This window comes from Sphaerothrix gracilis Ecp01, assembly GCF_030405905.1.
Taxonomy (GTDB): Bacteria; Cyanobacteriota; Cyanobacteriia; order Phormidesmidales; family Phormidesmidaceae; genus Sphaerothrix; species Sphaerothrix gracilis.
In genome coordinates this window covers 89977-112358 of the sequence record NZ_JASATW010000002.1, presented here as the reverse complement: position 1 = coordinate 112358, position 22382 = coordinate 89977, and the positions used below count along the sequence as shown (strand labels likewise).

Genomic DNA, 22382 nt, shown 5'->3' with positions numbered 1-22382 from the left:
GAGCCATTGCACAGTTAGTTCAGCTTTCGTAGCAGTGTCCCTGTCATGCGAGGCTACTCTAGCCGTATTTGAATTGTCTGCACGCCAGCTTCAGCCTTGACCTCAATTATTTGGGGCTGAGCAGGTTTAGGAATAACGCTAATGTTGCCGTTATTTTCTAAATGGGCCAAGGCGACTTGGTCTGGCTGCGTCAAAGCGCCGTTAGAACGCAACGCCGCTTCTAAATCTTGGTTACTGATGTGGCTGCGGCGCATGTTCTGTCGGATCACTTCGCCGCCTTGAATTAGAGGCCGCGTTTTACCCTTGATCAGACGCTCTAAGGGGCCGAAGCGAAAGCTAAGCATCGCCGCCAGCCAGTGCATGACCACCAAAACGCTACCGGCGATGAGCGTGCCAAAGAAGGGGGTGGCACCCGTGATAGCCCCGCTGAGGGTTGCCCCTAAAATAATGCCTAAAATCATGTCAAAGGCCGCGTGAGAGCTAATCACCCGGCGATCGCCAATAAACCGCATCATTGCCAAGGCTGTCAGATAGACAATAGCGGCCCGAAGCGCCATTTGCCAAAAGGTCAGACTTGTTGACTCAAGCCCTAGAAGATAGCTGCAAACAGAGTGGAGGCTGTCAATCATAGGGCTACGTTAGCAACAGCTATCAGTGGGCAAGATTTGATTTTACAAAAAAGCAGCCTAAGACGCTAATAGGGACACGGCATTGCCATGTCCCTACTCGTTGCAATCGGCACCTGTCGCTAGCTGGTCTGGGCCACGGCCTCGCGCGCCGCCGCCGCTTCATCCGGATGGATGTTGAGCCGCGTCAGGTTGATCCGACCTTTGCCATCAATGTCGCGGACTTTGACGATAACGTCGTCGCCCACGGTGACTTCATCTTCCACCTTGCCGACGCGGTAGTCTGCTAGCTGAGAAATGTGAATCATGCCCTCCTGCCCTGGCAAGAATTCCACAAAAGCCCCAATCGGAATCACCCGCGTCACTTTACCAGCATAGACATCGCCCGCTTCAGGCCGGGTGGTCATACCCTGAATAATTGCCTTTGCCTGCTCGGCCTGTCCCCCTTCAATGGAGGAAACCGTCACGGTGCCGTCATCATCAATATCAACTTTGGCCCCAGTTTGCTCCACAATGCTCTTAATCTTCTTGCCGCCAGGGCCAATCACCATGCCGATTAGCTCTGGATTGATCTTGAAGCTGATCAGGCGCGGGGCGAAGGGTGACAGCTCAACGCGAGGCTTGTCGATCGCCTCTAGCATTTTCTCCAGGATATGCGTCCGCGCAGGCTTGGCCTGGTTGATGGCTTTGGCGATGGTTTCAACCTTGAGGCCCGTAATTTTCATATCCATCTGCAGGGCGGTGATACCGCTGTCGGTACCTGCCACCTTGAAGTCCATGTCGCCTAGGAAGTCTTCAATTCCCTGAATATCGGTGAGGATGCGGACTTCATCCCCTTCTTTAATCAGGCCCATTGCCGCGCCGCTGACGGGCTTGGTCAAGGGAACGCCTGCATCCATGAGAGACAAAGTGGAGCCGCAGACGGATCCCATTGAGGTGGAGCCGTTGGAAGATAGGACCTCAGATACGACCCGAATCACGTAGGGAAAGTCCTTTTGTTCGGGCAAGACTGGGACGAGCGCTCGCTCTGCCAGGGCACCGTGTCCCACTTCTCGCCGTCCGGGCGATCGCATGGGGCGGGTTTCGCCTACCGAGTAGGGCGGGAAGTTGTAGTGATGTAGGTAGCGCTTTTCTTCATCTGGATGCAGGTCATCCATCATCTGAGCGTCGCCGGGTGTACCCAGCGTCACCACTGACATCACCTGCGTTAACCCTCGGTTAAACAGGCCGCTGCCGTGGACGCGGTTTGGCAGTAACCCAACGCGGGCTGAAATGGGACGCACTTCGTCTAGCTTGCGCCCGTCTACCCGCACACCGTCTTCTACGATCTGCTTGCGCATTAGCTCTTTGGTTAGGCTCTTAAAGGCTTTACCCAAAGCTTTTGGATTCTCACTGGCCGCTGTGCGAACGGTATCTTCTTCCGGCAGTTCTTCAATTTTGGCGGCAATTTCGTCTTTGATCACGTCCAGCTTTTCGTCCCGCTGGTGCTTATCTAGCTCAAACTGGGCTAGCACCTGCTTAATGCCTGCGGTGGCGCGATCGCGAATAAACTCGTCTAAAGTGGAATCAACTTCCGGCTCTGGCTCGGTGACAATCTCAATACCCAGCTCCGCAATCAAATCTCGCTGGGCCTGAATCAGGTCTTGCACGACCTCATAGCCAAAATCGATCGCCTCGATCACGTCCTGTTCCGGTAGCTGGTTAGCCCCGGCTTCCACCATAATTACGCCATCGGGAGATCCTGCCACGATCAAGTCGAGGTCGCCCGATTCAATCTCGCTGTAGGTGGGGTTGATGATAAAGTCGTCCCCGACCAGTCCTACCCGTACGGTTGCCATTGGCCCCTTGAACGGAATTTTAGCCAGCAGCACAGCCACTGAGGCCCCGGTCGCAGCTAGGACATCGGGCGGTACCTGCTCATCCATAGATAAGGTGGTCGCCACGATCTGAATGTCGTCGCGCAGCCATTGTGGAAACAGTGGTCGCATGGGGCGATCGATCAGGCGGCTGGTCAACGTGGCCCGCTCCGGTGGGCGGCCTTCACGTCGCAAATAGCCACCGGGAATGCGCCCGGCTGCATAGAGGCGTTCTTCGTAATCAACCAGTAAGGGCAAAAAATCAATCCCTTCGCGTCCTGAGGAGCGGGTCGCTGTCACTAATACCGCTGTATCGCCTGACTGTACTAGAACTGCTCCACCGGCTTGAGGCGCTAATAAACCTACTTTAAGTCGAATATCCCGTCCATCGAAGGATATTGACTTTTCAATCTCCTGCATTGAATGCTACGTCCTTATCTGCTAATATCTTTCTTCTTCTGTGGAAATCCTAGCACTGATATTGAGAGAGTGTTCTAATACGCTCAAAACATCCCTTTTTCCTAAAGTCATGGGGACTGCACGTAAAGTTTTTTTTCGCCTAGAGATGACACCGGGATCCAGCTCAGCAGGTAGTCTGAGGCTAGTCACCTCTTTTTTTCGGTATCAGTCGGTGCTGATAAGTTTTCAGTAGAATTAGATTTTTATACTCAGAATTCTTATCTACCGAATCTTTAGCTAGTTTTTAGAGTATGCAGTCAGGTATTGTCTCGCGATCGCTCGCTGCTCAAACCATTACCGCTGAAAACTTTAGTCCCTACGGTCAGGTCATTTTCCCCTCAGCCGACGGCAAGGCTTTTGATATTCAAGACGCCCAGCTAAAGCTAGATCAAGGCAGGCCGCGCTTCTACATCATGCAGCTGCGGCGGCGAGGCCGACAGTTTGATCGCATTACTCGCCATCAGCGGTGTACGCAGTGTTTAGGTTCCTTAGAAGCTAAAACCTGGCTGCTAGCAGTTGCGCCACCGGGAGATAGGGCTGGCCCTGATCCAGCAGACATTCAGGCTTTTCAAATTCCCGGCAACTGTTTTGTCAAGCTGGCGGTAGGCACCTGGCACGCAGGCCCCTATTTTGATTCTGAAGTCGTCAATTTTTACAACCTAGAGCTGAGCGATACCAATATCACTGATCACGATACCTGTAATCTCCAGGCTGAGTATGGGCTGAAATTTGAGATTGTCTAAGCGATCGCCCGTCATGCCTCAGCCAGTAAAATCTTAGGGACGTCGAATCGATAGAAAGACCTATGCCAAAGTACGTTCTCTGGGGCAGCTACTGCGAAGATGTTTTAGCCAAGCGGGCACCGTACCGCGAGGCTCATTTACAGGGACTTCAAGCCCAAAAAGACCGGGGAACGCTCATCACCCTTGGTCCGACTCAAGACGCCACCCGCGTCTTCGGTATTTACGAAGCGGACAGCGAGGCAGCCGTGCGTCAGCTTGTGGAAGCTGATCCCTACTGGCAAAACGGCATCTGGACAGAGTATCAGGTGTACGAATGGATTCAGGCTTTTTAGCCCTGGCTATGAATGAGAGGCGATCGCCCCCCGTTTCAAGTTTCAGCGCAATCGCTTTTAGCTCCAAGCTAGCTCTGATTTGGTCTTTCAAGCGCTCTGATCAGCGTTGGCAACTGTCATCAAAAACTGACCAGTTCTACCTTTGACAGCCTCTCCTCAGACGGTAGCTAGGGCCAGCTTTTTGGCAAAGGGGCAGCAGCATTTTCAACCTCGGTTGCCGCCGAGGATTTTTCGATGAAGCGATACAATAAAATTTGCTGAATGGGGCTGCTGCAATGGATGTGATTCCCGCAATTGACTTGTTAGAGGGCCGCTGCGTGCGGCTGTACCAAGGGGACTATGAGCAGTCTCAGGTATTTAGCGAAGACCCGGTAGCGATCGCCCAGCAGTGGGTTGATCAGGGTGCAACTCGGCTGCATCTAGTGGATCTAGACGGAGCCAAGGCGGGCAAGCCAGAAAATTGGGCAGCCATTCAAAAAATTGTTCAAGCGGTCAATATTCCGGTAGAAGTCGGCGGTGGACTGCGCACCTATCAGCGGGTATCGGAGCTGTTTAGCCTGGGGGTACGCTACGCCATTTTGGGCACGGCAGCGATCGAAAATCCTGATTTAGTCGGTCAGCTCAGCAGCGAGTTTCCGGGACAGGTAATTGTCGGTATTGATGCCAGAGACGGCAAAGTGGCGACGCGGGGCTGGTTGGAGACTTCGGAAATTGAGGCGATCGCCCTGGCCCAGCAGGTAGCTCGCCTAGGCGCAGCCGAAATTATTTACACCGACATTCAGCGGGACGGCACCCTAAAAGGCCCGAATCTTAAGGCGCTGCGGCAGATGGCCGAGGCAATTGAGATTCCGGTGATTGCGTCAGGGGGTGTGGGTTCGCTGAGCGATGTGTTGAGTCTGCTCAGCCTCACGTCAGTCGGCGTAACGGGAGTCATTGTGGGACGGGCACTCTATACCGGCGATGTTTCGCTGCAAGAGGCTCTCCGGGCCGTAGGACCAGGGCGCTGGCAGGATGTACCGCCCGATTTTGGCCAATCAACGCTGGCGTAGGGAGCCCGCTTGGCAGAATTCAGGCGTTTCTTCAGCATTTGAGACGCAGTCTATCTAGAAGGTTATCGCCTGCTGATAGGATCAAAATACACGAAGGGTGCGATCGCCCGCTGATTAGGTGCCCCGGCCAGATAGAGAGTTGGCCCTGCAAGCCCCTGACGGAGAGCTAAATCCGGTCGCGATCGCCTCTTTGGTAATTCCCCTACAGGACGACCCATGTTAACCCCTGCCGATTTTCTAGAAGCTACCAAGTGGGCTGCGATCTTAACCTTAGCCCTAGCGGTCATCTCCACGATCGCCTTCTTTGCCCAGTGGGGCATTCGCTTTCGGCTGGTGGGCGCTACTGGGTTTATGGGTGTCCTGACCGTCGGCTTTTTGGGACTGAGCTTCGAGCCATTCACCCGCACCAGCATTCCAGGGGCGATTCCCTATACCACCGTCTTCGATTCGGGGGCCGCTCAGATTGTGATTAAAGTGCCCGAAACCATTACCGAATCGGAGCTAGAAGCCACCTTGAAGCAGGCAGCCAGCAACTTGCTGAAGCCAGGGCGTTTAGGACCACCGGGTCAAATACCCACTATTCGAGCCAGAACGATTCTGCACCGTCCGGGGGGCATCTCCGATCTGATCTACCTCGGCCAGATTCAGCCCATTCCAGATGAACAGACAGGCGAGACGCAAACTATTCGGATCCATCAAGACCGCTTAGCCCAGCTGCCAAAAGCGGAAGACTTGCCTGCCCAAGATAGTTGAGTCAGACGCCAAGCCGCTAAGATCACCGCTCAAGGCTTGGTAAAGATTTAGACTCTACTTTATTTTGATAGTAGGCATAGTATTTATTCACCTGCGATCGCCTTTTTGGTCTTCCTGTGTCACTTATTTACGTAAACATTGGCGTATGACTCAGTTAACTCTCCCTCCTTTAGCTATCGCACCGGCTCAGGTGCTGCGCGGCTCTGGCATTTTGGCGCACATTGGTGAGGCGATCGCGCGCTTGGGGCAACGACCACTGATTGTGGGCGGCGATCGCACCTTAACCCTGACAGAGTCCTGGTTGAGCCAGTCTTTAGCCTCTTTGGCCGTAGCTCAGGCATCCTATGGAGCGGACTGCAGTGAGACCACGCTACAGAACTTACAGGCAGCCGCCGCCGACCACCGAGCAGATGTAATTATTGGAGTTGGCGGTGGTAAAGCCTTGGATACGGCTAAGCTGCTAGCCCATCATCAGGGCTTGCCCGTTGTCACCATCCCCACTTCGGCAGCGACCTGCGCCGCCTGGACAGCCCTTTCCAATGTTTACTCAGAGCAGGGAGCCTTTCAGTACGATGTGGGGCTGCCGCAGTGCCCCAACCTGCTGGTCTTAGACTATGACCTAATTGCCACAGCCCCCCCCCGCACCCTGGTGGCTGGCATTGGCGATGCCCTAGCCAAATGGTACGAAGCCTCGGTCAGCAGTGGGCACTCTCAAAAGTCGCTGATTATTACCGCAGTGCAGCAGGCCAGAGTGCTGCGCGATCTGCTGTTTCAAAAGTCACAGGCAGCCCTACAGGAAGCGGGCGGCGCAGAGTGGCGCGAAGTGGTCGATGCCTCTGTGCTGCTAGCAGGCGTGATTGGCGGTTTAGGGGGAGCGCAGTGTCGGACAGTGGCGGCCCACGCCGTTCACAACGGCCTGACCCATCTGATGGCTAGTCACGCAGCGCTACATGGTGAAAAAGTAGCCTACGGTATCTTGGTGCAGTTGCGCTTGGAAGAGATGGGACAGGGCAGTTCTTTAGCGGCCTCAGCCCGTCAGCAACTAATTCAGTTTTATGACCAGATTGGCCTACCCAAATCCCTCGAAGATTTGGGGCTGGCCCAGATTTCTTTAGCTGAGCTCCGCCATGCTGCCGAGGTCGCCTGCCGCCCCGCCTCAGATATTCATCATCTGCCGTTTACCGTTCTGCCTGAGCAGCTCGTTGCGGCGATGGTTTCGACAACGATGCCCCTTGCGGGCCGCTCGTCCCGACTGCATACTGAAATTTCTCAACCGGCTCCGGAGGTAAGATCATGATGAGCTTAGATTGGATTCAACCGGCTCAGCGCCTGAGCGCGCTACCTCCCTACGTGTTTGCCCGGTTAGATGAGCTTAAGGCGCGGGCGCGGGAACAAGGGCTTGACCTGATTGATTTAGGCATGGGCAATCCTGACGGACCAACGCCGACGCCGGTGATTGAGGCGGCCACGGCGGCAATTCAAGATGTAGCCAATCACGGCTATCCTCCGTTTGAGGGGACCGCCAGCTTTCGGCGGGCGATTACAGCCTGGTACCAACGTCGTTATGATGTGCGGCTTGATCCGGAAGGGGAGGCATTGCCCTTGTTGGGATCCAAGGAAGGACTCGCCCATTTGGCAATGGCCTATATCAATCCGGGCGATCTGGCTCTGGTGCCCTCTCCGGCCTATCCGGCCCATTTTCGCGGTCCGGCGATCGCGGGCGGCAAAATTTATGACATCGTTTTGACACCTGACAACGACTGGCTAATCGATCTGGCCTCGATTCCAGACGAAGTCGCCGATCGCGCTAAAATTCTCTATTTCAACTATCCCAGCAATCCTACGGCAGCGACCGCCCCCAGGGAGTTTTTTGAGGACGTGGTGGCCTTTGCTCGCAAGCACGAAATCATCCTGGTTCACGATCTTTGCTACGCCGAACTGGCCTTTGACGGCTATCACCCCACCAGCCTGCTGGAAATCCCTGGGGCTAAAGAAATTGGCGTCGAGTTTCACACCCTTTCTAAAACCTATAACATGGCGGGCTGGCGCGTTGGATTTGTGGTGGGCAACCGCCACATTATTCAGGGACTGAGAACCCTCAAAACCAACCTGGACTACGGCATCTTTGCCGCCCTGCAGCGAGCCGCCGAAACGGCCCTACAGCTCCCCGATGTCTATCTCAGTGAAGTACAAAACCGCTATCGTCAGCGCCGCGACTTTCTGATTCAGGCGTTTGCCAGCCTGGGCTGGGATGTGCCCAAAACGAAGGCCACTATGTATCTCTGGGTGCCCTGTCCGGTTGGGGTTAGCTCCACGGATTTTGCCCTGTCAGTGCTGCAGCAGACCGGCGTGGTGCTGACGCCGGGGAATGCTTTTGGCCGGGGCGGCGAGGGCTATGTGCGGGTTAGCCTGATTGCCGACTGCGATCGCTTAGGAGAAGCCATAGAGCGCTTACGCAAAGCCAACATCCGCTATCAGCCCGAACCTGCCAGCGTTTGACGCGGCTTAAGACTCTTAACCTGCCCGTGACAGATCCACAGTATAGTGTTGAAAACTTAACCCAGGAGCATCATGTTTGGTTTAGGCTGGCCGGAGGTTGGCATCATTATCATCGTGGCGGTTTTTATTTTTGGCCCCAAAAGAATCCCAGAACTGGGCAGCGCCTTGGGTAAAACGCTGCGCGGCTTTAAGGATGAAATTGATAGTCCTGAAGATGAAGAGCAGCCGTTTTTAGACGAAGACGACGAAGAATAGGCCCCTTTACCCTGTTAGCGTCGCACCTGATGCAGGTAGCCGTTGCGCAACTGAACGACCGGGTGATTAGACATTCTCACGAGCTGCTCGTTATGGGTGGTAACCATAACGGTAATGCCAATGGAGTTCAGCTTTTTCAGAATTCTAATCACCTGCATGGAATTGTCAGGATCTAGGTTGCCAGTGGGTTCATCGGCCAGCAACAGCGGCGGCGTACTCACCACAGCCCTAGCAATGCTGACCCGCTGCTGCTCTCCCCCAGAAAGCTCATCGGGAAAACAGCGGGCCTTATGCTGTAGCCCAACCATTTTCAGGGTCGGCCACAGGCGGCGATTAATTTCTTTGCGGGTGAACCCTTGTGCCCACAGCACAAACTCGACATTCTCGGCCACGGTGCGGCGGGGAATCAGCTTGTAATCCTGAAAGACGATACCAATGCGGCGGCGGAGCTTAGCCAGCCGATTGCCCCTAACCTTGGTCAGGTCGTGGTCGTTGACAATTATTTCCCCAGTGGAAGGGCGTTCTTGGCCATAGAGCAGCTTTAGCAGGGTTGACTTGCCCGATCCTGACGGCCCCGTGACAAACAGAAAGTCGCCACGTTTAACCTGCAGGTTAACGTCAATCAGAGCTTTGCTGCCGTTGCGATAGGTTTTGCCGATGTTGGTGAGCGTCACCATCGGCGGCGAGGACGGTTGGGAGGTTTTGGCTTTGTCTTCAGCGGCTTCCTTGGGCGTATAGACCATCTGAAGGCGCTGCTCTAGCTTTTCTCGAATATTTTTGCGGGAGGTTTGGCTGCTATCAGAACGAGGAGCAACAAAAGTCATATAGACACCTGAGTCGAACTGCTAAGGTGAAACAAAGTTTGTAAAGCCGTGTGACGACACCCAAAGCACGCTATGAGCCGATATTTTACTGGAATGAGGCGCAGTTTGCTGCAACTATCAGCCTTTTCTTAGCGATCGCCTCAGATACCCTATCCTAGCTACGCTTAGGGTAGCTGTAAACTAGCCGGATCTGCGATCACATCTAGAGTAATGGCCTCATTCTCCACTCGAATATCCTGAATTAGGAGGGTAATTGGCAGGCTAGAGAGATCTGCTAAAGGATTGACGCTCTGAGAAATTCGGCGGGCGGCCTCACGGCCCAGATTGATGCCAGCGGCGCTAACTTCAGAGACGTTGAAGCTGATTAGACTGCCTTCGCCCACCAGTTCACCCACCAGCGTCACGGCAATGCCTGCCGGAATCGGCAAGCTGCCAATTTCAGGTTGAATGTTTAAGGTGGCCTGATTGGGCGGCTGTAGGGCGATCGCGGCGGCTCGAATATTGCCATCAGTTTCCAAAAAAGCCGCTAGATCGGTCGGTAAAATCCGGGCTGTAGCCTGAGCGCTTTCAATGCTTTCTAAGCGCTCCTCGCCTCGGTTGTACTTCACATTACGCAGCTCTAGCTCCAGACGCTCAATGACGGGTGCGCCTTCTGGTCTTACCCGCTCACCCACGGTCAGAATGCGCTGGGCTTCACCAGAGCGAACCTTTAGCCCATCAATGTCAACGTCGTAGCTGTCAGCCGGGCCGATGTACTGGGGCAGTTCTCGCTCAATCCCCCGTTCGACCAGTCCGTTAGGAATACAGCCGGTAAACAGGGCCACGGCACAGACCAGCATCACCCAGCCGACAACTTTTTTTACTGACATAGCGGCCACTCTAATTCAGGAAACTGAGGACAAGTATATAGTCTTTCCTCATACGCTAAGGGAGCCTGCTGGGGGTACCTCAGGCTAAAGGCTGAACTTTGAAGCGCTAGCAATCACCGCCAGATCGTCAAGCTAGCCTGTATTTTCGCAAACAAAAGGCCAGAAGGTAGCCGTCAATACAGAAAATTTTGCTTAGACTTAAGATGAAGGTTAATTTTAACGCTATTTTACCTGTCTAAATTTATCCCGTTAGGCTTAGAACTATGGCAACTCTAGGAAACACTTATTTTCAGTCTGGACAGCAGCATCAAACCAATATGGCGACGGCATTAGCGCATCGCATTGCCGTTGCTCAAGCCAATGGCGATCGCTCCCTACTCACACTTCTAGAACAGGAGCGACAGCAGCTCGCAGCCTGGCAGCAGCCATCTCCTCGTCAGGGCTGGATTTATGCTCTGCAGCAGTGGTTCAAAGGGCGATCGCGGCTGCAGGTTGAACAGGCTCAAGATGCCAGAGGCAACTACTGGTGGTATGCCCACGACCCCAACACAGGCAAAACTCTCTACGCAGAATCTGCTGGCGAAGTGATCAGCTGGATTGAGCAGAACCGTCTAGGCGTTTAGGCAGCGGCGATCGCCTGCTCTAGCACACCTTGAAACAGCCTGATGCCGTCGGTGTAGCCCAGCGCTGGATCAGAAGCGCGTTCTGGGTGGGGCATCATGCCTAAGACGTTGCCCGCTGGGTTACAGATACCGGCGATATTGTGCAGGGAGCCGTTGGGGTTGCTGGCATCATTCACGCCGCCTGCAGCATCGCAGTAGCGCAGCAGCACCTGCTCATTGTCTTCTAAAGACTGCAGCGTCTCAGCATCAGCGTAATAGCAGCCTTCGCCGTGAGCAATGGGCAGCGTAATGACTTCGCCTTTTTTGTACTGCTGCATCCAGGGCAGATCGGTGCGTTCCACTTTCAGCGGTGCGCGATCGCAAATAAAGTTTAGGTTGCGGTTGCGCACTAAGGCACCGGGCAACAGCCCCACTTCAGTCAAAATCTGAAAGCCATTGCAGATTCCCACCACCAGCTTTCCCTGCTGAGCGTGTTCAATCGTGGCCCGCATGGCTGCCGAAAACTGGGCAAGTGCCCCGCAGCGCAGATAGTCGCCGTAGCTAAAGCCTCCCGGCACCACGACCACGTCAATATCGGCCAGATCGCTGTCTTGGTGCCAAATCAGGCGCGTGGGCAGACCGAGCAAATCGCGGGTGACATAAGCCACATCGCGATCGCAATTGGAACCGGGAAAAACAATAACGCCAAACTTCATAGCTGTTAAATCTGGGAAAGGTGAGCCGCATCCATCTTTTCGCTGCAACCTGAACCGCCACTAGGCGATCGCCGCTGCCGTTTCTAACTCAAAGCGGTAGTTTTCAATCACGGGATTAGCCAAGAGCTGATCGCACATGCGATCGAGCTGCGCGCGCGCGGCAGCTTCGTCTTCAGCCGTCAGCGACACTTCAATATATTTACCAATACGCACCTGTTCAACATTGGTATACCCCATATGTTCTAAGCCAGAGCGTACGGCTGTCCCGGCGGGATCAAGCACAGACGGGCGCAGCGTGACATAGATTTTGGCCTGATACTGATTTGCCACAGCAATTTTTAGCGATTTTTATTTGATAATGACGCCCTTCGATCCTACCGCATCTCAATCACAGCGGCTAAGCTGCGAAAATAGAAGAAACGGCAGAGGCGAGAGAGCATGAAAGCGCGACGAACCCGTAGTCAAGATCAGGTTTTTAAGGCATTACAGTCTTTAAAGCGGGGTATTTCAGCCCAGGATCTTTATGTAGAACTGCGGCAGCAAAACTGCAGTATGGGTCTGGCAACCGTCTATCGCGCCCTAGACTCGCTGAAGCTAGAGGGAGTGGTGCAGGTGCGTACCTTACCGAACGGGGAATCTCTCTACAGTTCGGTGCAGGAAGATCGGCACCATCTCACCTGCCTGCAGTGTGGTAGCTCCATTGCGATCGATGAATGTCCGGTGCATGAACTAGAAACCCATCTGCATCAGTCTCACCAATTCAAGATTTTTTATCACACCCTGGAGTTTTTTGGTCTGTGCCCGGACTGCCAGCAGGACATGGCGGAAGCCGCGTCTTAGGGGTGGAGATAGAGGCTGGCTGCGATCGCGTCGAACGGAAGTCAGCCAGACTAGGATTAATGAATCTACCAGGTTTGTTGAACCCTGAGATTTTTATTTTCAATTCGTCACTTTTTAATCTTGCCTCGCTCAGGCCCGTACAATGAGGTTTGGCTGTAAAAACCGCACTCTTGCAAAGGAGATAGACAATGCCACAGGCCGTTGGCTCACTTGAAACAAAAGGTTTTCCCCCTGTGCTGGCAGCAGCAGACGCCATGGTCAAGGCAGGTCGGGTAACGCTGGTTAACTATATTCGGGCGGGGAGTGCCCGGTTTGTGATCAACATTCGGGGAGATATCTCTGAGGTCAAAGCAGCGATGGCAGCCGGGGTAGAAGCGGCTGAAAATGCGCCGGGAGGAGTTTTAGAAACCTGGGTGATCATTCCGCGCCCCCATGAAAACGTGGTCGCTGTCTTGCCCATCGACTTTGACGAAAGCGTTGAACGTTTCCGGCAGGCGGTTGAAGTTCCGATTCTTCCGGGTCGTAGCAATTAGATAGCTAATAGATAGACAGATTTTCTGTCATTTTCCCCTCTCTCACTCAGTCAGGTCACGCTTATGACCAGCTTTTCGGCTCCAGAGCCGTCGGCGCCACCGCTCTATCAGCAAAATCCTTTAGACAGGTTTTCTCAGCGTGCTGATGACTATGGCCGCTACCGCCCCAGCTACCCTGCGGCTGCGATCGCTGAGATTCTGCAGGGTTTAGCTCAGCCACTGCGGGTCGCTGACGTGGGCGCGGGCACAGGTATTTCCGCTAGACTGCTGGCTGAGTCAGGGGCGCAGGTCATTGCCCTTGAGCCGAATGCGGCTATGCGACAGGCAGCGCCTCCCCATGCCCAGGTGACTTATCGAGGGGCTACAGCCGAAGCAACTGGCTTACCCAGCCATTCCGTGGATTTAGTTACCTGCTTTCAGTCATTTCACTGGTTTCATCCTGAGGCCAGCCTGCAGGAGTTTCAGCGAATTTTGCAGCCTGCTGGCAGATTAGCGCTGGTTTGGAACGACCGCGATGAAGCCGATGAGTTTACGGCAGCCTACAGTCAGCTAGTGCGACAGGCAACAGGCAATCGCTATCCCAACCAGGAGCACCGCCGCGCCCTTGAGCAGGTAGCAGCCAGTCCTCTATTCGGCGGGCTGAGACACCATTCCTATGCCTATCACCAAAGCCTGAACCTAGCCGCCTTGTTAGGACGCTGCCGCAGTTCCTCCTATGTGCCGCAGCAGGGGGAAGCCTATCAGCAGCTTGTGACCGATTTGAAGCATCTGTACGAGCAGTTTGCAGGCGATCGCGATCGGGTTGAGTTGCACTATGTGACCCAGGTGTATTTGACTGAGGCCACACAAATCTCCTGACCGGGTTCAGGCCAGCCCTGCCTTAAACTGCTAAATAGATTTGCGACTTGATACGGGCGGCTCTCGCCTGACATGTTGAAGCTGGTAGGGGACAGATCGGTTAGGGCGATCGCGCCGCCGACCGTCTAGCTGGAGTGCAACACTGGGACAGGGACGAGAAAGCTGCTGAGGTGTCAGCTTGGAAATTCAACTTCGCCAACTTAATCACCTGTCTCCGGATGAGCGTTTTCTTGTCGGTGATAAAGTCTTTTACCTCAGCCTCCTCGTCCAGCGCGGCTACCCCGTGGCGCCAGGCTGGGTGGTCATGCATTCTAGCTTTCAGCAATTTATTGAAGCGACTAGCCGTTTAGAACCCTTTCTGGCTGACCTCTTCACCTCCTCCCTGCACCTTAATCTTCAAGATGCTCAGCAGCTTCAGGAGGTGGCTCAGCGCATCCAGCAGGCGATGCAGGCGACCCCTTTCGGTTGGTCTGGTCAGCCCCTGACAGAGCAGCTAGCCGATAGGGCTTTGATTCTTAGACCGTCGGTGAGTCTAGGCCAGGGGGTCATACCCGTTGGCTTCAACCATCTGGGCGGGCTGCTACCGGCGCAAACATGCTGGGCCACCCCAGAAGCCCTGAGCGCTGGTCTGAGAGCGGTCTGGGCCAAACTGTTTACGGCCCAAAGCCTTTTTTATTGGCAGCGATCGCAAATTCAGATTCCTGATATTCGTCTGACCATTCTGATACAGCCATTGCTTGCCGCCAGCTTTTCTGGGCGGTTACAGCTCATCAACCAGCAGGCCCAGATCTGGGCGGTGTCAGGACTGGGTACAGCGTTGTCCCAGGGAGAGGCGGTGCCAACGCGCTATCAAATCGAACAGGGACAGCTCAAGCGCTGGCAGCCAGGGCAGCAGTTCCTGCGTCATACCGTAGCCCAGCCGTCCCAGCCGTCCGCTAGCTGTGTCACAACTCAGTGGCTACCAGAAACCGAGACGGCCCCAGAACTCAGCGAAGAGCAGCTGGACGACCTGATGCGACTGGCCCGTAAAGTTAAGACGGTCTTGGGGTCAGCCTGGGAGATCGAGTGGCTGATTGCGGCCCCCACCGATAAGCCCTACATCGCTCAGGGGCAAGCTCAAACCCGGCTCTCACCGTCAGCCCTCGATCCGCCTCGCTCATCACCTCTGACGGGATCGACTTTGCTCACCGGCCTGGCAGCCGCACCCGGTCAGGCCAATGGCAAAACCGTTATTTTGCGATCGCCAGCTCTGGCAACCCTGAGGGGGCGGATTGTGGTTACGGCCCAGCTCTTACCCGATTGGGTCCCCGCCCTGCAGCAGGTAGCCGGGATTATCACGGAGCAAGGGGGCCTCACGTCCCATGCGGCCATTTTAGCCCGCGAACTGGGCATTCCAGCCGTGGTAGGGGTAGCTCAGGCCACACAGCAGCTAAGTGCGGATGAGGAGGTCTGGATTGATGGCGATCGCGGCCTGGTTTCCAAAACCGCCTTTCCGCCAGCGATCGCCAGCCGCCCGACCGGGGCAGAGCAGCCACCCCCGATAGACAGACAGCTCCAGATCGATCTAATGGTCAATCTTAGTCAGCCTGCCAGTCTCAAACAGCTCCAGCAGATAGCTGTGCCCGTCAGCGGTATTGGCCTGCTACGCTCAGAGCTGATGCTGCTGCCGCTGCTAGAGCATCAGCATCCCCACTATTGGCTGCAGCGCAATCGGCATGAGGAGCTGACAACACGCCTCGCCAACCGTCTGCGCCTGTTTGCGGAGGCGCTATTTCCGCGCCCCGTACGCTATCGCGCCTTAGACTTACGCTCCCATGAGTTTCAAGACTTGAAAGGGAGTCCCCCCGTAGAGCGCAATCCGATGGTGGGGGTGCGGGGTGCTTTCAGCTATCAGCTCTACCCAGATTTGTTTGATCTGGAGCTCCGGGCCATTCAGCAGGTCTACCAGAGCGGACTAAGCAACATCCAACTGCTGCTGCCGTTTGTGCGCACAGTAGAGGAATTCAAGTTTTGCCGTCAGCGCTGCGAGCAGATTCAGCTTTGGCAACAGGCACAGTTCCAGCTTTGGATCATGGCAGAGGTGCCTTCAGTTCTTTTTTTGCTCCCCAGCTACGTGCAAGCAGGGGTCAGCGGCATCACGCTCGGCACCAACGATCTGACTCAGCTTCTGCTGGGGATCGATCGCGATCGCCCAGAATTTGCCAGTGCCTACACAGAATCTCACCCGGCAGTCCTAGCGGCGATCGCCCAGCTCATTCAACAGGCCCAGCAGCTAAAGCTGCCCTGCTCTATTTGCGGCCAAGCCCCGGTACGGTATCCAGAAATGCTAGAGCGCTGGGTGGAACTGGGCCTCAACTCCGTCTCGGTTGAGGTGGATGCTCTAGAGACAACCTATGAGGCGATCGCCCAGGCTGAGCAGCAGTACCACCAGTAAACCCGTTCGCTAAGATTTTTACCGCGATCGCTGCGCCTCAAAGCCCTAATGCTTAAATGTGTCATCAGATACCCAAAAAATCCTCAGAAATTTAGCAAGAGTCATGAAGCGCAGACAGCTAATCAACTATGCCGCCGTCAGTGCGGGGACTGCCACAGCCCTGGCTGCCTGTAACCGGGCCGGAGATTCCACCTCAGCTCAGTCAGACTCGGCCACCGCAGACTTGCCGACTGTCCGCTGGCGCATGGCTACGAGCTGGCCGCAGTCCCTCGATACGATTTTCGGCGGCGCGCAAACCATTGGCGATCGCGTCAGCCAGATGACAGGCGGTAAGTTTGTCCTCGAACCGTTCGCCGCTGGCGAAATTGTGCCAGGGCTACAGGTACTCGACGCGGTGCAGGCCGGTACCGTTGAATGCGGTCATACCGCCAGCTACTACTACGTCGGTAAAAATCCCGCCTTGGCTTTTGGCACCACCGTTCCCTTCGGCCTCAATGCCCAGCAGCAAAACGCCTGGCTTTATCACGGCGGCGGCCTAGACGCCATGCACCAGCTCTATGCCGACTTCAACGTCATCAGCTTTCCGGCAGGCAATACGGGCACCCAAATGGGCGGCTGGTTTAAGCGGGAAATTCTGACAACTGAAGACCTGCAAGGACTCAAAATGCGCATTCCGGGACTAGGAGGCGAAGTGATGGCGCGCCTTGGCGTCAACGTGCAGGTGCTGCCGGGGGGCGAAATTTTCTTGGCCTTAGACCGAGGCGCGATCGACGCGGCGGAGTGGGTCGGCCCCTACGACGATGAAAAGCTGGGCCTCAACGAGGCCGCTCAGTTTTACTACTACCCAGGCTGGTGGGAACCGGGGGCAACGCTGGAACTCCAAGTCAACCTAGACCAGTGGAATCAGCTCCCCGGTGAATATCAGGAGGTCTTGAAAACAGCCACCTACGAAGCCAATTTAAACATGTTGGCCCAGTACGACGCTCTCAACGGGGCTGCCCTGCAGCGTCTGCTAGAGGGGGGCACGCAGCTAGTGGCCTACAGCCGCGAGATTATGACGGCAGCGGAGCAGGCTGCTTTTGAGCTTTATGAAGAAAACGCCAGCAGTGATGCCACATTTAAATCTGTTTACCAGCAGTGGAGGCAGTTTCGGGACGAGGTCTATACCTGGAACCGAGTCAATGAACTCGGTTTTTCGGGTTTTGTCAATCGGGCTAATGTTTAAGCTCTAGCAGCTAGTGTATAATGGTGACTTTGGAAAGAATTTAACGGAGAGAAAGCTACATGGCGCGATATAGAGGCCCTCGCCTCAGGGTTGTACGCCGACTGGGAGAACTGCCAGGACTGACCCGTAAGTCCCCTCGGAAGGCTTATCCCCCCGGACAGCATGGTCAGGCTCGTAAGAAAAAGTCTGAGTATGCCATTCGGCTGGAAGAGAAGCAAAAGCTGCGGTTTAACTACGGTTTGACTGAAAAACAGCTTCTACGCTACGTGAAAAAAGCCCGCCGAGCAGGTGGTTCCACCGGACAGGTGATTCTACAGCTCCTAGAAATGCGGTTGGACAACACCGTTTTCCGTCTAGGCATGGCTCCGACCATTCCCGCAGCTCGTCAGCTGGTCAATCACGGACACGTCACCATCAACGGCAAAGTGCTGAGCATTCCTAGCTATCAGTGCCGCCCTGGCGACGTTGTGAGCGTGAGGGACAAGGACAACTCTCGTAAGCTGGTTGAAGCCAATCTGGAGTTTCCGGGTCTGGCTAACCTGCCTAGCCACTTAGAGTTTGATAAGAGCAAGCTGACAGGCAAAGTCAACAGTCTCATCGAGCGCGAATGGATTGCGCTTAATATCAATGAACTGCTCGTGGTTGAGTACTATTCTCGTCAGGCTTAAGCTTCAGCTCAACCCACTGAAGTTTTCTCACAGCTAGCTCTGGCACCCCGAAAAATTCTTACCGCGCAGATTTAAAGTTTTCTTGATGCTCCCCGGATCCGTCAGTCCGGGGAGTGTTCGTTTAAATGCGTGTCTGACTTATGGCAAAGCGCCGTATAGGCCGTAATGTCGTTCCAAACGCCCTGGGGCGTGGCGATCGCCTCAAGTTCGGCAAAATATTCTTGCTGGAGCTGCTGAAGTTGCGTCTCAGACAACGCTAGCAGGGGGCGATCGAAGGGATTGGGGCGATCGCTGGGCAAGCGCCACCATTTTTTCAGATCGGCTAGGCTCAAATAGCCACCAAACTGCTTAGCCGTAATTTGAATATCGGCAAAGCCGGCGGTTTCTAGCAGCCGGCGAAAGCGCTCTGGGGTGCCTGTGGGGTGATTCCAAGCCCTGAGAGTCACGCCATAGCGAGCCGCTACCCGGTTCATCACCATACTGGCGACAAAGGCATACTCGGAAAAGCCGTTCACGGCTAGACAACCACCAGGTTTGAGCAGCCTCTGCCAGTGCTTTAAGGCCGCCGGAATATCGCTGAGCAGCACCAGCGCCGAACAGCACAACACCTGATCAAAAGCCGCCGCTGGCAAACTAACCGTTTCGACATCAGCTAAACGAAATTCGATATTTTGCAGATTTAAAGTCTTTTTTTTCCGCTGGGCCTGTTGGATCATATCTTCAGCAAAGTCTAGACCCAGGACAAATCCCTGTGGGCCAACTCGGCTAGCCACAGCGATCGCCACCAGCCCTGTCCCCGTCGCCATATCCACCACCTGCTGACCTGGTTGAGGGTTAGCCTGCGCCACCAAATGCTGAGCCAAGCGGGGGTGAAAGTCGCTCTCGGTGTCGTAAGTGCCGCTCCGGCTGCTGTAGTAGCCGGCAAGCTGCTGTTTAATTTCCTCAACCATAACTGTAGATAATGACAGCTTAAAAGCTCAGCTTCATAAAGTTCAGATGATTATTACACAGTAACTTTATAAAGCTGTGATGCTCTATTTTTTAGGATATGGCTAACAAATGTCCTCTCTGTGAGGGCCACATAGTCATAAAACAATTGAGAGTTATGAACTTCATGCAGTTTGCTTTTGCAGCCAGCCTTCCGTTAGCAGTTTTGGGCATTGGCTCGGCTACAGCTCAAGCAGCAGAAATAAGCTTTGGGTTTGAGCTGATACCGACAATTGACGGCGGTAGGGGGCAAGGTATTCTAACCTTTGATGATCAGATCTTTTTAGAGGGAGATTTAGAAAGGATTCCCTTAACTGATCTATCTGAGGCCAGCTTCTCTTTTAGCTTTGCACAAGAGGGTTTGTATGAGACTTTTTTGCTCACTGAAAACGATCTGACGAATGTTCCTCAGTTCAGCTTTTCCCAGCAGCGCCTAGACGCTATTTTCTTTGAGGCAGAACAAACGCTACCAGTTGACATAACAAGGGTTGAAGAAGACATAAGTGACGGCTTCACCAGCATTGTGACGAGCACAATCTTTGGCAACGAAACTCTGCTGCTTTCTGTAGACGGAACGACCTGGAGCGCCACCAGCTTTGAAGCAACTACGCAGGCATTTGACAGCGTCATATTTGACAGCGATGGCAATATTGTTTCCGAGTTTTCTACCAGTTCTTCCAATCAGTTTTCTTTGCCTGTAGGGATTGGTGAAGTTCAAATTTCGGAGCCGACCGCTGTTCCAGAGCCGACTATGCTCTTGGGCAGTACGGTAGCCTTGGCGCTAGGTAGCTTGCTCAAGCGATCGAGAGATTAAGCTTTACCTAATAGACTGCAGCTCAGCCGCCAATCTGCGACATCGTGCGGTTGTAAACCCCTGCTGTACCCGATTCGCGCTGTTTATAGTTAATCTCAGGTTTGATTTCAACCAGCTGAGCCACCCGATCGCGGATCTCGGTCAAATCTACGCCTGCTCGCAGCAGCGATCGCAAATTGACCTGGCCGATTTCGTTCAGCAGACAGGGCCGCAGCCAGCCATCGGCTGACAGCCGCATCCGGTTGCAGCGATCGCAGAAACACTCTGACATTTGGCTGATAAATCCCAGCGTTCCCTTAGCGCCTGGAATTTGAAAGACATCCGCTGGCCCGTTGCCCCGCACCGAAGACTCCACTAAACCCCAGCGATCGCGCACCTGCTGCCGAATGGTTTCAGAATCTATCCAACCCTTTTCACCAAACAAAAAGCTATTGCCAATCGGCATAAACTCAATAAAGCGCACATGCCACTCCCGCTCTAGGGTCAGCGCCGCCAAGTCCATCACTTCATGATCGTTGATGCCAGGGATCACCACCACGTTCAGCTTCAGCGGCGTAAATCCTACCCGATGCGCCGCCTGAATTCCCTGCCAAACCTCGTACCAGCGCGATCGCCCCCGGCCGCCAATAATCTGCTGAAAAGTTTGAGGATCGAGCGAATCCAAGCTGATGTTAATCCGGCGTAAGCCCGCCTGATAGAGCGCCTCGGCCTTATCTGCTAGCAAAAAGGCATTCGTGGTCATGGCTAAATCTTCAGTTTGAGGCAGCGCGGCGATCGCCCGCACAATCTCCACCACATCCGGGCGTAGCAGCGGTTCCCCCCCCGTCAGCCGAAACCGGGTAAAGCCCAGGGGCAGAAAAACAGCTTTAATCAGAGTCAGCAGTTCGTGCGGCGTCAGCCAGTCCTGCTGTAGGACATAGGCCAAATCCGCTCCCTCCGGCATACAGTACTGGCAGCGAAAATTGCAGCGATCGATTAGGCTAATGCGCAGGTAGTCGATGCGGTTGGGCATAGGTGGAAAAAAGAGGGGGCCAAGAACAGAAGAATGGGCTTGCCGGGAACGGAGTTGAATGCAAATGAGAAAGTTTTTGTAGCCGCGCTGTCGCGTTAGCGTAACGCATCGGGGTTCAACTCTTTAAGCCCTAGTTTAGCAACATCCCTATTTCTAAAGTTATGACCGCTAATCCTGAACAACTAGCTGGGCCGCGCCCAGGCTATACCCTACCCGTGTTTGCCTGCGCCGGGGCGATCGCAGCGCTGCAGCATCTCCAGGGGCAAGCGGCAGCAGACAAGGTTGCGGTGAATTTGGTCAATCCAGCACAGGTGGCAGAGATTCCGGTAGAGCCAGCGGCCTGCCTGCCGGATGGGTCAGCCCTGGCGATGACGCGCAGCGATCCGGGGGATAACCTAGACCTGACGCGGGGGACACCCATTTGGGCCGTGGTGGGCTGGGCCTCAGCAGGGCAGACGGAAGCGATCGCCCTGGTAGGGGGCGAGGGCATCGGCCGGCAGCAGCAGAGCGGCGTCGCGGCCATCTATAGCTACGCGCGGCGGCTGTTTCAGGAAAATTTGGCCCCGCTGCTGGCAGATGGGCAAAAAATTCAGGTGACGATTATTCTGCCAGCGGGGAAAGCGCTGGCTGAGCGTACGTCAAACGCGGCTTTTGGCGTAGTCGAGGGCCTATCGCTTTTAGGCACCAGCGGCATTGCCCAGCCCCTCAGCGCTCCGGGGCAGCTCGCCGCTTTTCGCCAGGAACTCCAGCAAAAGGCGCAAAGCTACGATACCTTGGTCTTTTGTGTTGGCGAGAATGGCTTAGACCTGTCGCTGCAGCTAGGCATTGCCGCCGATCGCCGCCTTAAAACCGCTAACTGGCTAGGGCCGCTGCTGGTGGAGGCGGGACTACAGGGAATTCAAGCAATCTTGCTGTTTGGCTACCACGGCAAACTGATTAAGCTGGCAGGCGGCATCTTTCACACCCATCATCACGTGGCCGATGGGCGGCAGGAAATCTTAGCGGCCCACTGTGCTGCTCAGGGGTTGCCTACCGAGATTGTGCAGACCGTTCTCGGCAGTGCGACAGTGGAAGCGGCCTTGACCTACTTGCGCCAGCCTGAGGCAGCGGGCGCAAACCGGACGAATACGGTTTATGGGGCGATCGCGCAAAAAATTGATCAAAGAGCCGCTGCCTATATCCGCAAACAGGCCAATACCCAGGTGGCGGTGGGCAGCATTTTATTCGATCGCAATCGGCAAATCATTATTAAAAGCGATCGAGGCGCTCAGATTCTAGCGAAGATTTGCTACTCTAGTTAAAACATTTTTTTACATTGTCATCTGTAGCTGGCTGATGAGTAGATACGCATCAGCTTCTTTTTATACTCAGTTTCAATCGTTTTACTTTCAATTCTTGGCTCCGCGCTGGAGCTAGCTGCAAGCTTAG

25 protein-coding genes are annotated in these 22382 nt (G+C 54.7%); 16 read left to right on the top strand and 9 right to left on the bottom strand.

Annotated features, from left to right (window positions below; translation table 11 throughout):
* Positions 1 to 53 precede the first annotated feature (53 nt).
* Positions 54 to 629: a DUF421 domain-containing protein gene (locus tag QJQ48_RS02365; protein WP_346289580.1), complete on the bottom strand. Its 576-nt coding sequence runs from the start codon at positions 627 to 629 to the stop codon at positions 54 to 56.
* Between the two features lie 119 nt (positions 630 to 748).
* Positions 749 to 2902: a polyribonucleotide nucleotidyltransferase gene (locus QJQ48_RS02360; protein ID WP_346289579.1), complete on the bottom strand. Its 2154-nt coding sequence runs from the start codon at positions 2900 to 2902 to the stop codon at positions 749 to 751.
* A 290-nt stretch (positions 2903 to 3192) separates the two neighbouring features.
* On the opposite strand from QJQ48_RS02360, the gene QJQ48_RS02355 reads away from it, so the two are divergent.
* The 3 genes from QJQ48_RS02355 to hisA all read left to right on the top strand — a co-directional run bounded on the left by QJQ48_RS02355 (position 3193) and on the right by hisA (position 5065).
* Positions 3193 to 3684, top strand: coding sequence for an ureidoglycolate lyase (locus QJQ48_RS02355; protein ID WP_346289578.1), 492 nt, complete (start codon positions 3193 to 3195; stop codon positions 3682 to 3684).
* A gap of 62 nt (positions 3685 to 3746) precedes the next feature.
* Entirely contained in the window at positions 3747 to 4016 is a 270-nt protein-coding gene (locus QJQ48_RS02350) for a YciI family protein (RefSeq protein ID WP_346289577.1), read from the top strand.
* A 275-nt stretch (positions 4017 to 4291) separates the two neighbouring features.
* A complete protein-coding gene (gene hisA / locus QJQ48_RS02345) occupies positions 4292 to 5065 on the top strand; it encodes a 1-(5-phosphoribosyl)-5-[(5-phosphoribosylamino)methylideneamino]imidazole-4-carboxamide isomerase (RefSeq protein WP_346289576.1) in 774 nt (257 codons plus the stop codon).
* Positions 5066 to 5127: 62 nt separating this feature from the next.
* Here the strand turns inward: hisA and QJQ48_RS02340 are convergent, their stop codons facing one another.
* Positions 5128 to 5283, bottom strand: a complete 156-nt coding sequence (locus QJQ48_RS02340) for a hypothetical protein (protein ID WP_346289575.1) — start codon at positions 5281 to 5283, stop codon at positions 5128 to 5130.
* Between QJQ48_RS02340 and QJQ48_RS02335 the strand changes: the two genes are divergently transcribed.
* The 4 genes from QJQ48_RS02335 (at position 5282) to tatA (ending at position 8572) form a co-directional block, all read left to right on the top strand.
* A complete protein-coding gene (locus QJQ48_RS02335; protein WP_346289574.1) occupies positions 5282 to 5818 on the top strand; it encodes a Ycf51 family protein in 537 nt (178 codons plus the stop codon). The two genes, QJQ48_RS02340 and QJQ48_RS02335, sit on opposite strands and share 2 nt — an antisense overlap.
* 145 nt (positions 5819 to 5963) lie before the next feature.
* Positions 5964 to 7115 carry an iron-containing alcohol dehydrogenase family protein gene (locus QJQ48_RS02330; protein WP_346289573.1) on the top strand — a complete coding sequence of 384 codons (1152 nt, stop codon included), beginning with the start codon at positions 5964 to 5966 and terminating at the stop codon, positions 7113 to 7115.
* Complete coding sequence (locus QJQ48_RS02325; protein WP_346289811.1) at positions 7115 to 8317, top strand: aspartate aminotransferase; 1203 nt, start codon at positions 7115 to 7117, stop codon at positions 8315 to 8317. The genes QJQ48_RS02330 and QJQ48_RS02325 overlap by 1 nt, the downstream gene beginning before the upstream one ends.
* Before the next feature lie 72 nt (positions 8318 to 8389).
* Positions 8390 to 8572 carry a twin-arginine translocase TatA/TatE family subunit gene (tatA, locus tag QJQ48_RS02320; RefSeq protein WP_346289572.1) on the top strand — a complete coding sequence of 61 codons (183 nt, stop codon included), beginning with the start codon at positions 8390 to 8392 and terminating at the stop codon, positions 8570 to 8572.
* A 14-nt stretch (positions 8573 to 8586) separates the two neighbouring features.
* On the opposite strand, the gene ftsE is transcribed toward tatA, so the two are convergent.
* Positions 8587 to 9315 carry a cell division ATP-binding protein FtsE gene (gene ftsE / locus QJQ48_RS02315; RefSeq protein ID WP_346289810.1) on the bottom strand — a complete coding sequence of 243 codons (729 nt, stop codon included), beginning with the start codon at positions 9313 to 9315 and terminating at the stop codon, positions 8587 to 8589.
* A 245-nt stretch (positions 9316 to 9560) separates the two neighbouring features.
* Entirely contained in the window at positions 9561 to 10265 is a 705-nt protein-coding gene (locus tag QJQ48_RS02310) for an LmeA family phospholipid-binding protein (protein WP_346289571.1), read from the bottom strand.
* 263 nt (positions 10266 to 10528) lie between these two features.
* On the opposite strand from QJQ48_RS02310, the gene QJQ48_RS02305 reads away from it, so the two are divergent.
* Positions 10529 to 10888: a hypothetical protein gene (locus QJQ48_RS02305; RefSeq protein ID WP_346289570.1), complete on the top strand. Its 360-nt coding sequence runs from the start codon at positions 10529 to 10531 to the stop codon at positions 10886 to 10888.
* Here the strand turns inward: QJQ48_RS02305 and purQ are convergent.
* Together purQ and purS are read right to left on the bottom strand one after the other, a co-directional pair.
* Positions 10885 to 11583 (bottom strand): phosphoribosylformylglycinamidine synthase subunit PurQ, encoded by a 699-nt coding sequence (gene purQ / locus QJQ48_RS02300; RefSeq protein WP_346289569.1) that lies wholly within the window; start codon positions 11581 to 11583, stop codon positions 10885 to 10887. The two genes, QJQ48_RS02305 and purQ, sit on opposite strands and share 4 nt — an antisense overlap.
* Positions 11584 to 11643: 60 nt before the next feature.
* A complete protein-coding gene (purS, locus tag QJQ48_RS02295; RefSeq protein ID WP_346289568.1) occupies positions 11644 to 11913 on the bottom strand; it encodes a phosphoribosylformylglycinamidine synthase subunit PurS in 270 nt (89 codons plus the stop codon).
* Positions 11914 to 12021: 108 nt separating this feature from the next.
* Here purS and QJQ48_RS02290 point away from each other — a divergent pair, with 108 nt between their 5' ends.
* The 6 genes from QJQ48_RS02290 (at position 12022) to rpsD (ending at position 18141) form a co-directional block, all read left to right on the top strand.
* Complete coding sequence (locus QJQ48_RS02290; RefSeq protein ID WP_346289567.1) at positions 12022 to 12423, top strand: Fur family transcriptional regulator; 402 nt, start codon at positions 12022 to 12024, stop codon at positions 12421 to 12423.
* Between the two features lie 188 nt (positions 12424 to 12611).
* On the top strand, positions 12612 to 12956 hold the full coding sequence (locus tag QJQ48_RS02285; protein WP_346289566.1) for a carbon dioxide-concentrating mechanism protein CcmK: 345 nt from the start codon (positions 12612 to 12614) through the stop codon (positions 12954 to 12956).
* A 63-nt stretch (positions 12957 to 13019) separates the two neighbouring features.
* Positions 13020 to 13814, top strand: a complete 795-nt coding sequence (locus QJQ48_RS02280; protein ID WP_346289565.1) for a class I SAM-dependent methyltransferase — start codon at positions 13020 to 13022, stop codon at positions 13812 to 13814.
* Between the two features lie 178 nt (positions 13815 to 13992).
* Entirely contained in the window at positions 13993 to 16248 is a 2256-nt protein-coding gene (locus QJQ48_RS02275) for a putative PEP-binding protein (protein ID WP_346289564.1), read from the top strand.
* A gap of 103 nt (positions 16249 to 16351) precedes the next feature.
* On the top strand, positions 16352 to 17473 hold the full coding sequence (locus QJQ48_RS02270) for a TRAP transporter substrate-binding protein (RefSeq protein WP_346289563.1): 1122 nt from the start codon (positions 16352 to 16354) through the stop codon (positions 17471 to 17473).
* A gap of 59 nt (positions 17474 to 17532) precedes the next feature.
* Positions 17533 to 18141, top strand: a complete 609-nt coding sequence (rpsD, locus tag QJQ48_RS02265; protein WP_346289562.1) for a 30S ribosomal protein S4 — start codon at positions 17533 to 17535, stop codon at positions 18139 to 18141.
* Positions 18142 to 18242: 101 nt separating this feature from the next.
* On the opposite strand, the gene QJQ48_RS02260 is transcribed toward rpsD, so the two are convergent.
* Positions 18243 to 19091 carry a class I SAM-dependent methyltransferase gene (locus tag QJQ48_RS02260; protein ID WP_346289561.1) on the bottom strand — a complete coding sequence of 283 codons (849 nt, stop codon included), beginning with the start codon at positions 19089 to 19091 and terminating at the stop codon, positions 18243 to 18245.
* Between the two features lie 164 nt (positions 19092 to 19255).
* Here QJQ48_RS02260 and QJQ48_RS02255 point away from each other — a divergent pair, with 164 nt between their 5' ends.
* A complete protein-coding gene (locus QJQ48_RS02255; RefSeq protein ID WP_346289560.1) occupies positions 19256 to 19942 on the top strand; it encodes a PEP-CTERM sorting domain-containing protein in 687 nt (228 codons plus the stop codon).
* Between the two features lie 22 nt (positions 19943 to 19964).
* On the opposite strand, the gene moaA is transcribed toward QJQ48_RS02255, so the two are convergent.
* Positions 19965 to 20954 carry a GTP 3',8-cyclase MoaA gene (gene moaA / locus QJQ48_RS02250; RefSeq protein WP_346289559.1) on the bottom strand — a complete coding sequence of 330 codons (990 nt, stop codon included), beginning with the start codon at positions 20952 to 20954 and terminating at the stop codon, positions 19965 to 19967.
* A 161-nt stretch (positions 20955 to 21115) separates the two neighbouring features.
* Here moaA and cbiD point away from each other — a divergent pair, with 161 nt between their 5' ends.
* The gene (gene cbiD / locus QJQ48_RS02245; protein ID WP_346289558.1) at positions 21116 to 22255 is read left to right on the top strand and encodes a cobalt-precorrin-5B (C(1))-methyltransferase CbiD; all 1140 of its coding nucleotides are present in this window, start codon (positions 21116 to 21118) and stop codon (positions 22253 to 22255) included.
* Positions 22256 to 22382 lie beyond the last annotated feature (127 nt).

Coding starts and splice junctions, on each gene's coding strand:
- QJQ48_RS02365 (WP_346289580.1), bottom strand. CDS start 629: ATGATTGACAGCCTCCACTCTGTTTGCAGCTATCTTCTAGGGCTTGAG.
- QJQ48_RS02360 (WP_346289579.1), bottom strand. CDS start 2,902: ATGCAGGAGATTGAAAAGTCAATATCCTTCGATGGACGGGATATTCGA.
- QJQ48_RS02355 (WP_346289578.1), top strand. CDS start 3,193: ATGCAGTCAGGTATTGTCTCGCGATCGCTCGCTGCTCAAACCATTACC.
- QJQ48_RS02350 (WP_346289577.1), top strand. CDS start 3,747: ATGCCAAAGTACGTTCTCTGGGGCAGCTACTGCGAAGATGTTTTAGCC.
- hisA (WP_346289576.1), top strand. CDS start 4,292: ATGGATGTGATTCCCGCAATTGACTTGTTAGAGGGCCGCTGCGTGCGG.
- QJQ48_RS02335 (WP_346289574.1), top strand. CDS start 5,282: ATGTTAACCCCTGCCGATTTTCTAGAAGCTACCAAGTGGGCTGCGATC.
- QJQ48_RS02340 (WP_346289575.1), bottom strand. CDS start 5,283: ATGGGTCGTCCTGTAGGGGAATTACCAAAGAGGCGATCGCGACCGGAT.
- QJQ48_RS02330 (WP_346289573.1), top strand. CDS start 5,964: ATGACTCAGTTAACTCTCCCTCCTTTAGCTATCGCACCGGCTCAGGTG.
- QJQ48_RS02325 (WP_346289811.1), top strand. CDS start 7,115: ATGAGCTTAGATTGGATTCAACCGGCTCAGCGCCTGAGCGCGCTACCT.
- tatA (WP_346289572.1), top strand. CDS start 8,390: ATGTTTGGTTTAGGCTGGCCGGAGGTTGGCATCATTATCATCGTGGCG.
- ftsE (WP_346289810.1), bottom strand. CDS start 9,315: ATGGTCTATACGCCCAAGGAAGCCGCTGAAGACAAAGCCAAAACCTCC.
- QJQ48_RS02310 (WP_346289571.1), bottom strand. CDS start 10,265: ATGTCAGTAAAAAAAGTTGTCGGCTGGGTGATGCTGGTCTGTGCCGTG.
- QJQ48_RS02305 (WP_346289570.1), top strand. CDS start 10,529: ATGGCAACTCTAGGAAACACTTATTTTCAGTCTGGACAGCAGCATCAA.
- purQ (WP_346289569.1), bottom strand. CDS start 11,583: ATGAAGTTTGGCGTTATTGTTTTTCCCGGTTCCAATTGCGATCGCGAT.
- QJQ48_RS02290 (WP_346289567.1), top strand. CDS start 12,022: ATGAAAGCGCGACGAACCCGTAGTCAAGATCAGGTTTTTAAGGCATTA.
- QJQ48_RS02285 (WP_346289566.1), top strand. CDS start 12,612: ATGCCACAGGCCGTTGGCTCACTTGAAACAAAAGGTTTTCCCCCTGTG.
- QJQ48_RS02280 (WP_346289565.1), top strand. CDS start 13,020: ATGACCAGCTTTTCGGCTCCAGAGCCGTCGGCGCCACCGCTCTATCAG.
- QJQ48_RS02270 (WP_346289563.1), top strand. CDS start 16,352: ATGAAGCGCAGACAGCTAATCAACTATGCCGCCGTCAGTGCGGGGACT.
- rpsD (WP_346289562.1), top strand. CDS start 17,533: ATGGCGCGATATAGAGGCCCTCGCCTCAGGGTTGTACGCCGACTGGGA.
- QJQ48_RS02260 (WP_346289561.1), bottom strand. CDS start 19,091: ATGGTTGAGGAAATTAAACAGCAGCTTGCCGGCTACTACAGCAGCCGG.
- QJQ48_RS02255 (WP_346289560.1), top strand. CDS start 19,256: ATGCAGTTTGCTTTTGCAGCCAGCCTTCCGTTAGCAGTTTTGGGCATT.
- moaA (WP_346289559.1), bottom strand. CDS start 20,954: ATGCCCAACCGCATCGACTACCTGCGCATTAGCCTAATCGATCGCTGC.
- cbiD (WP_346289558.1), top strand. CDS start 21,116: ATGACCGCTAATCCTGAACAACTAGCTGGGCCGCGCCCAGGCTATACC.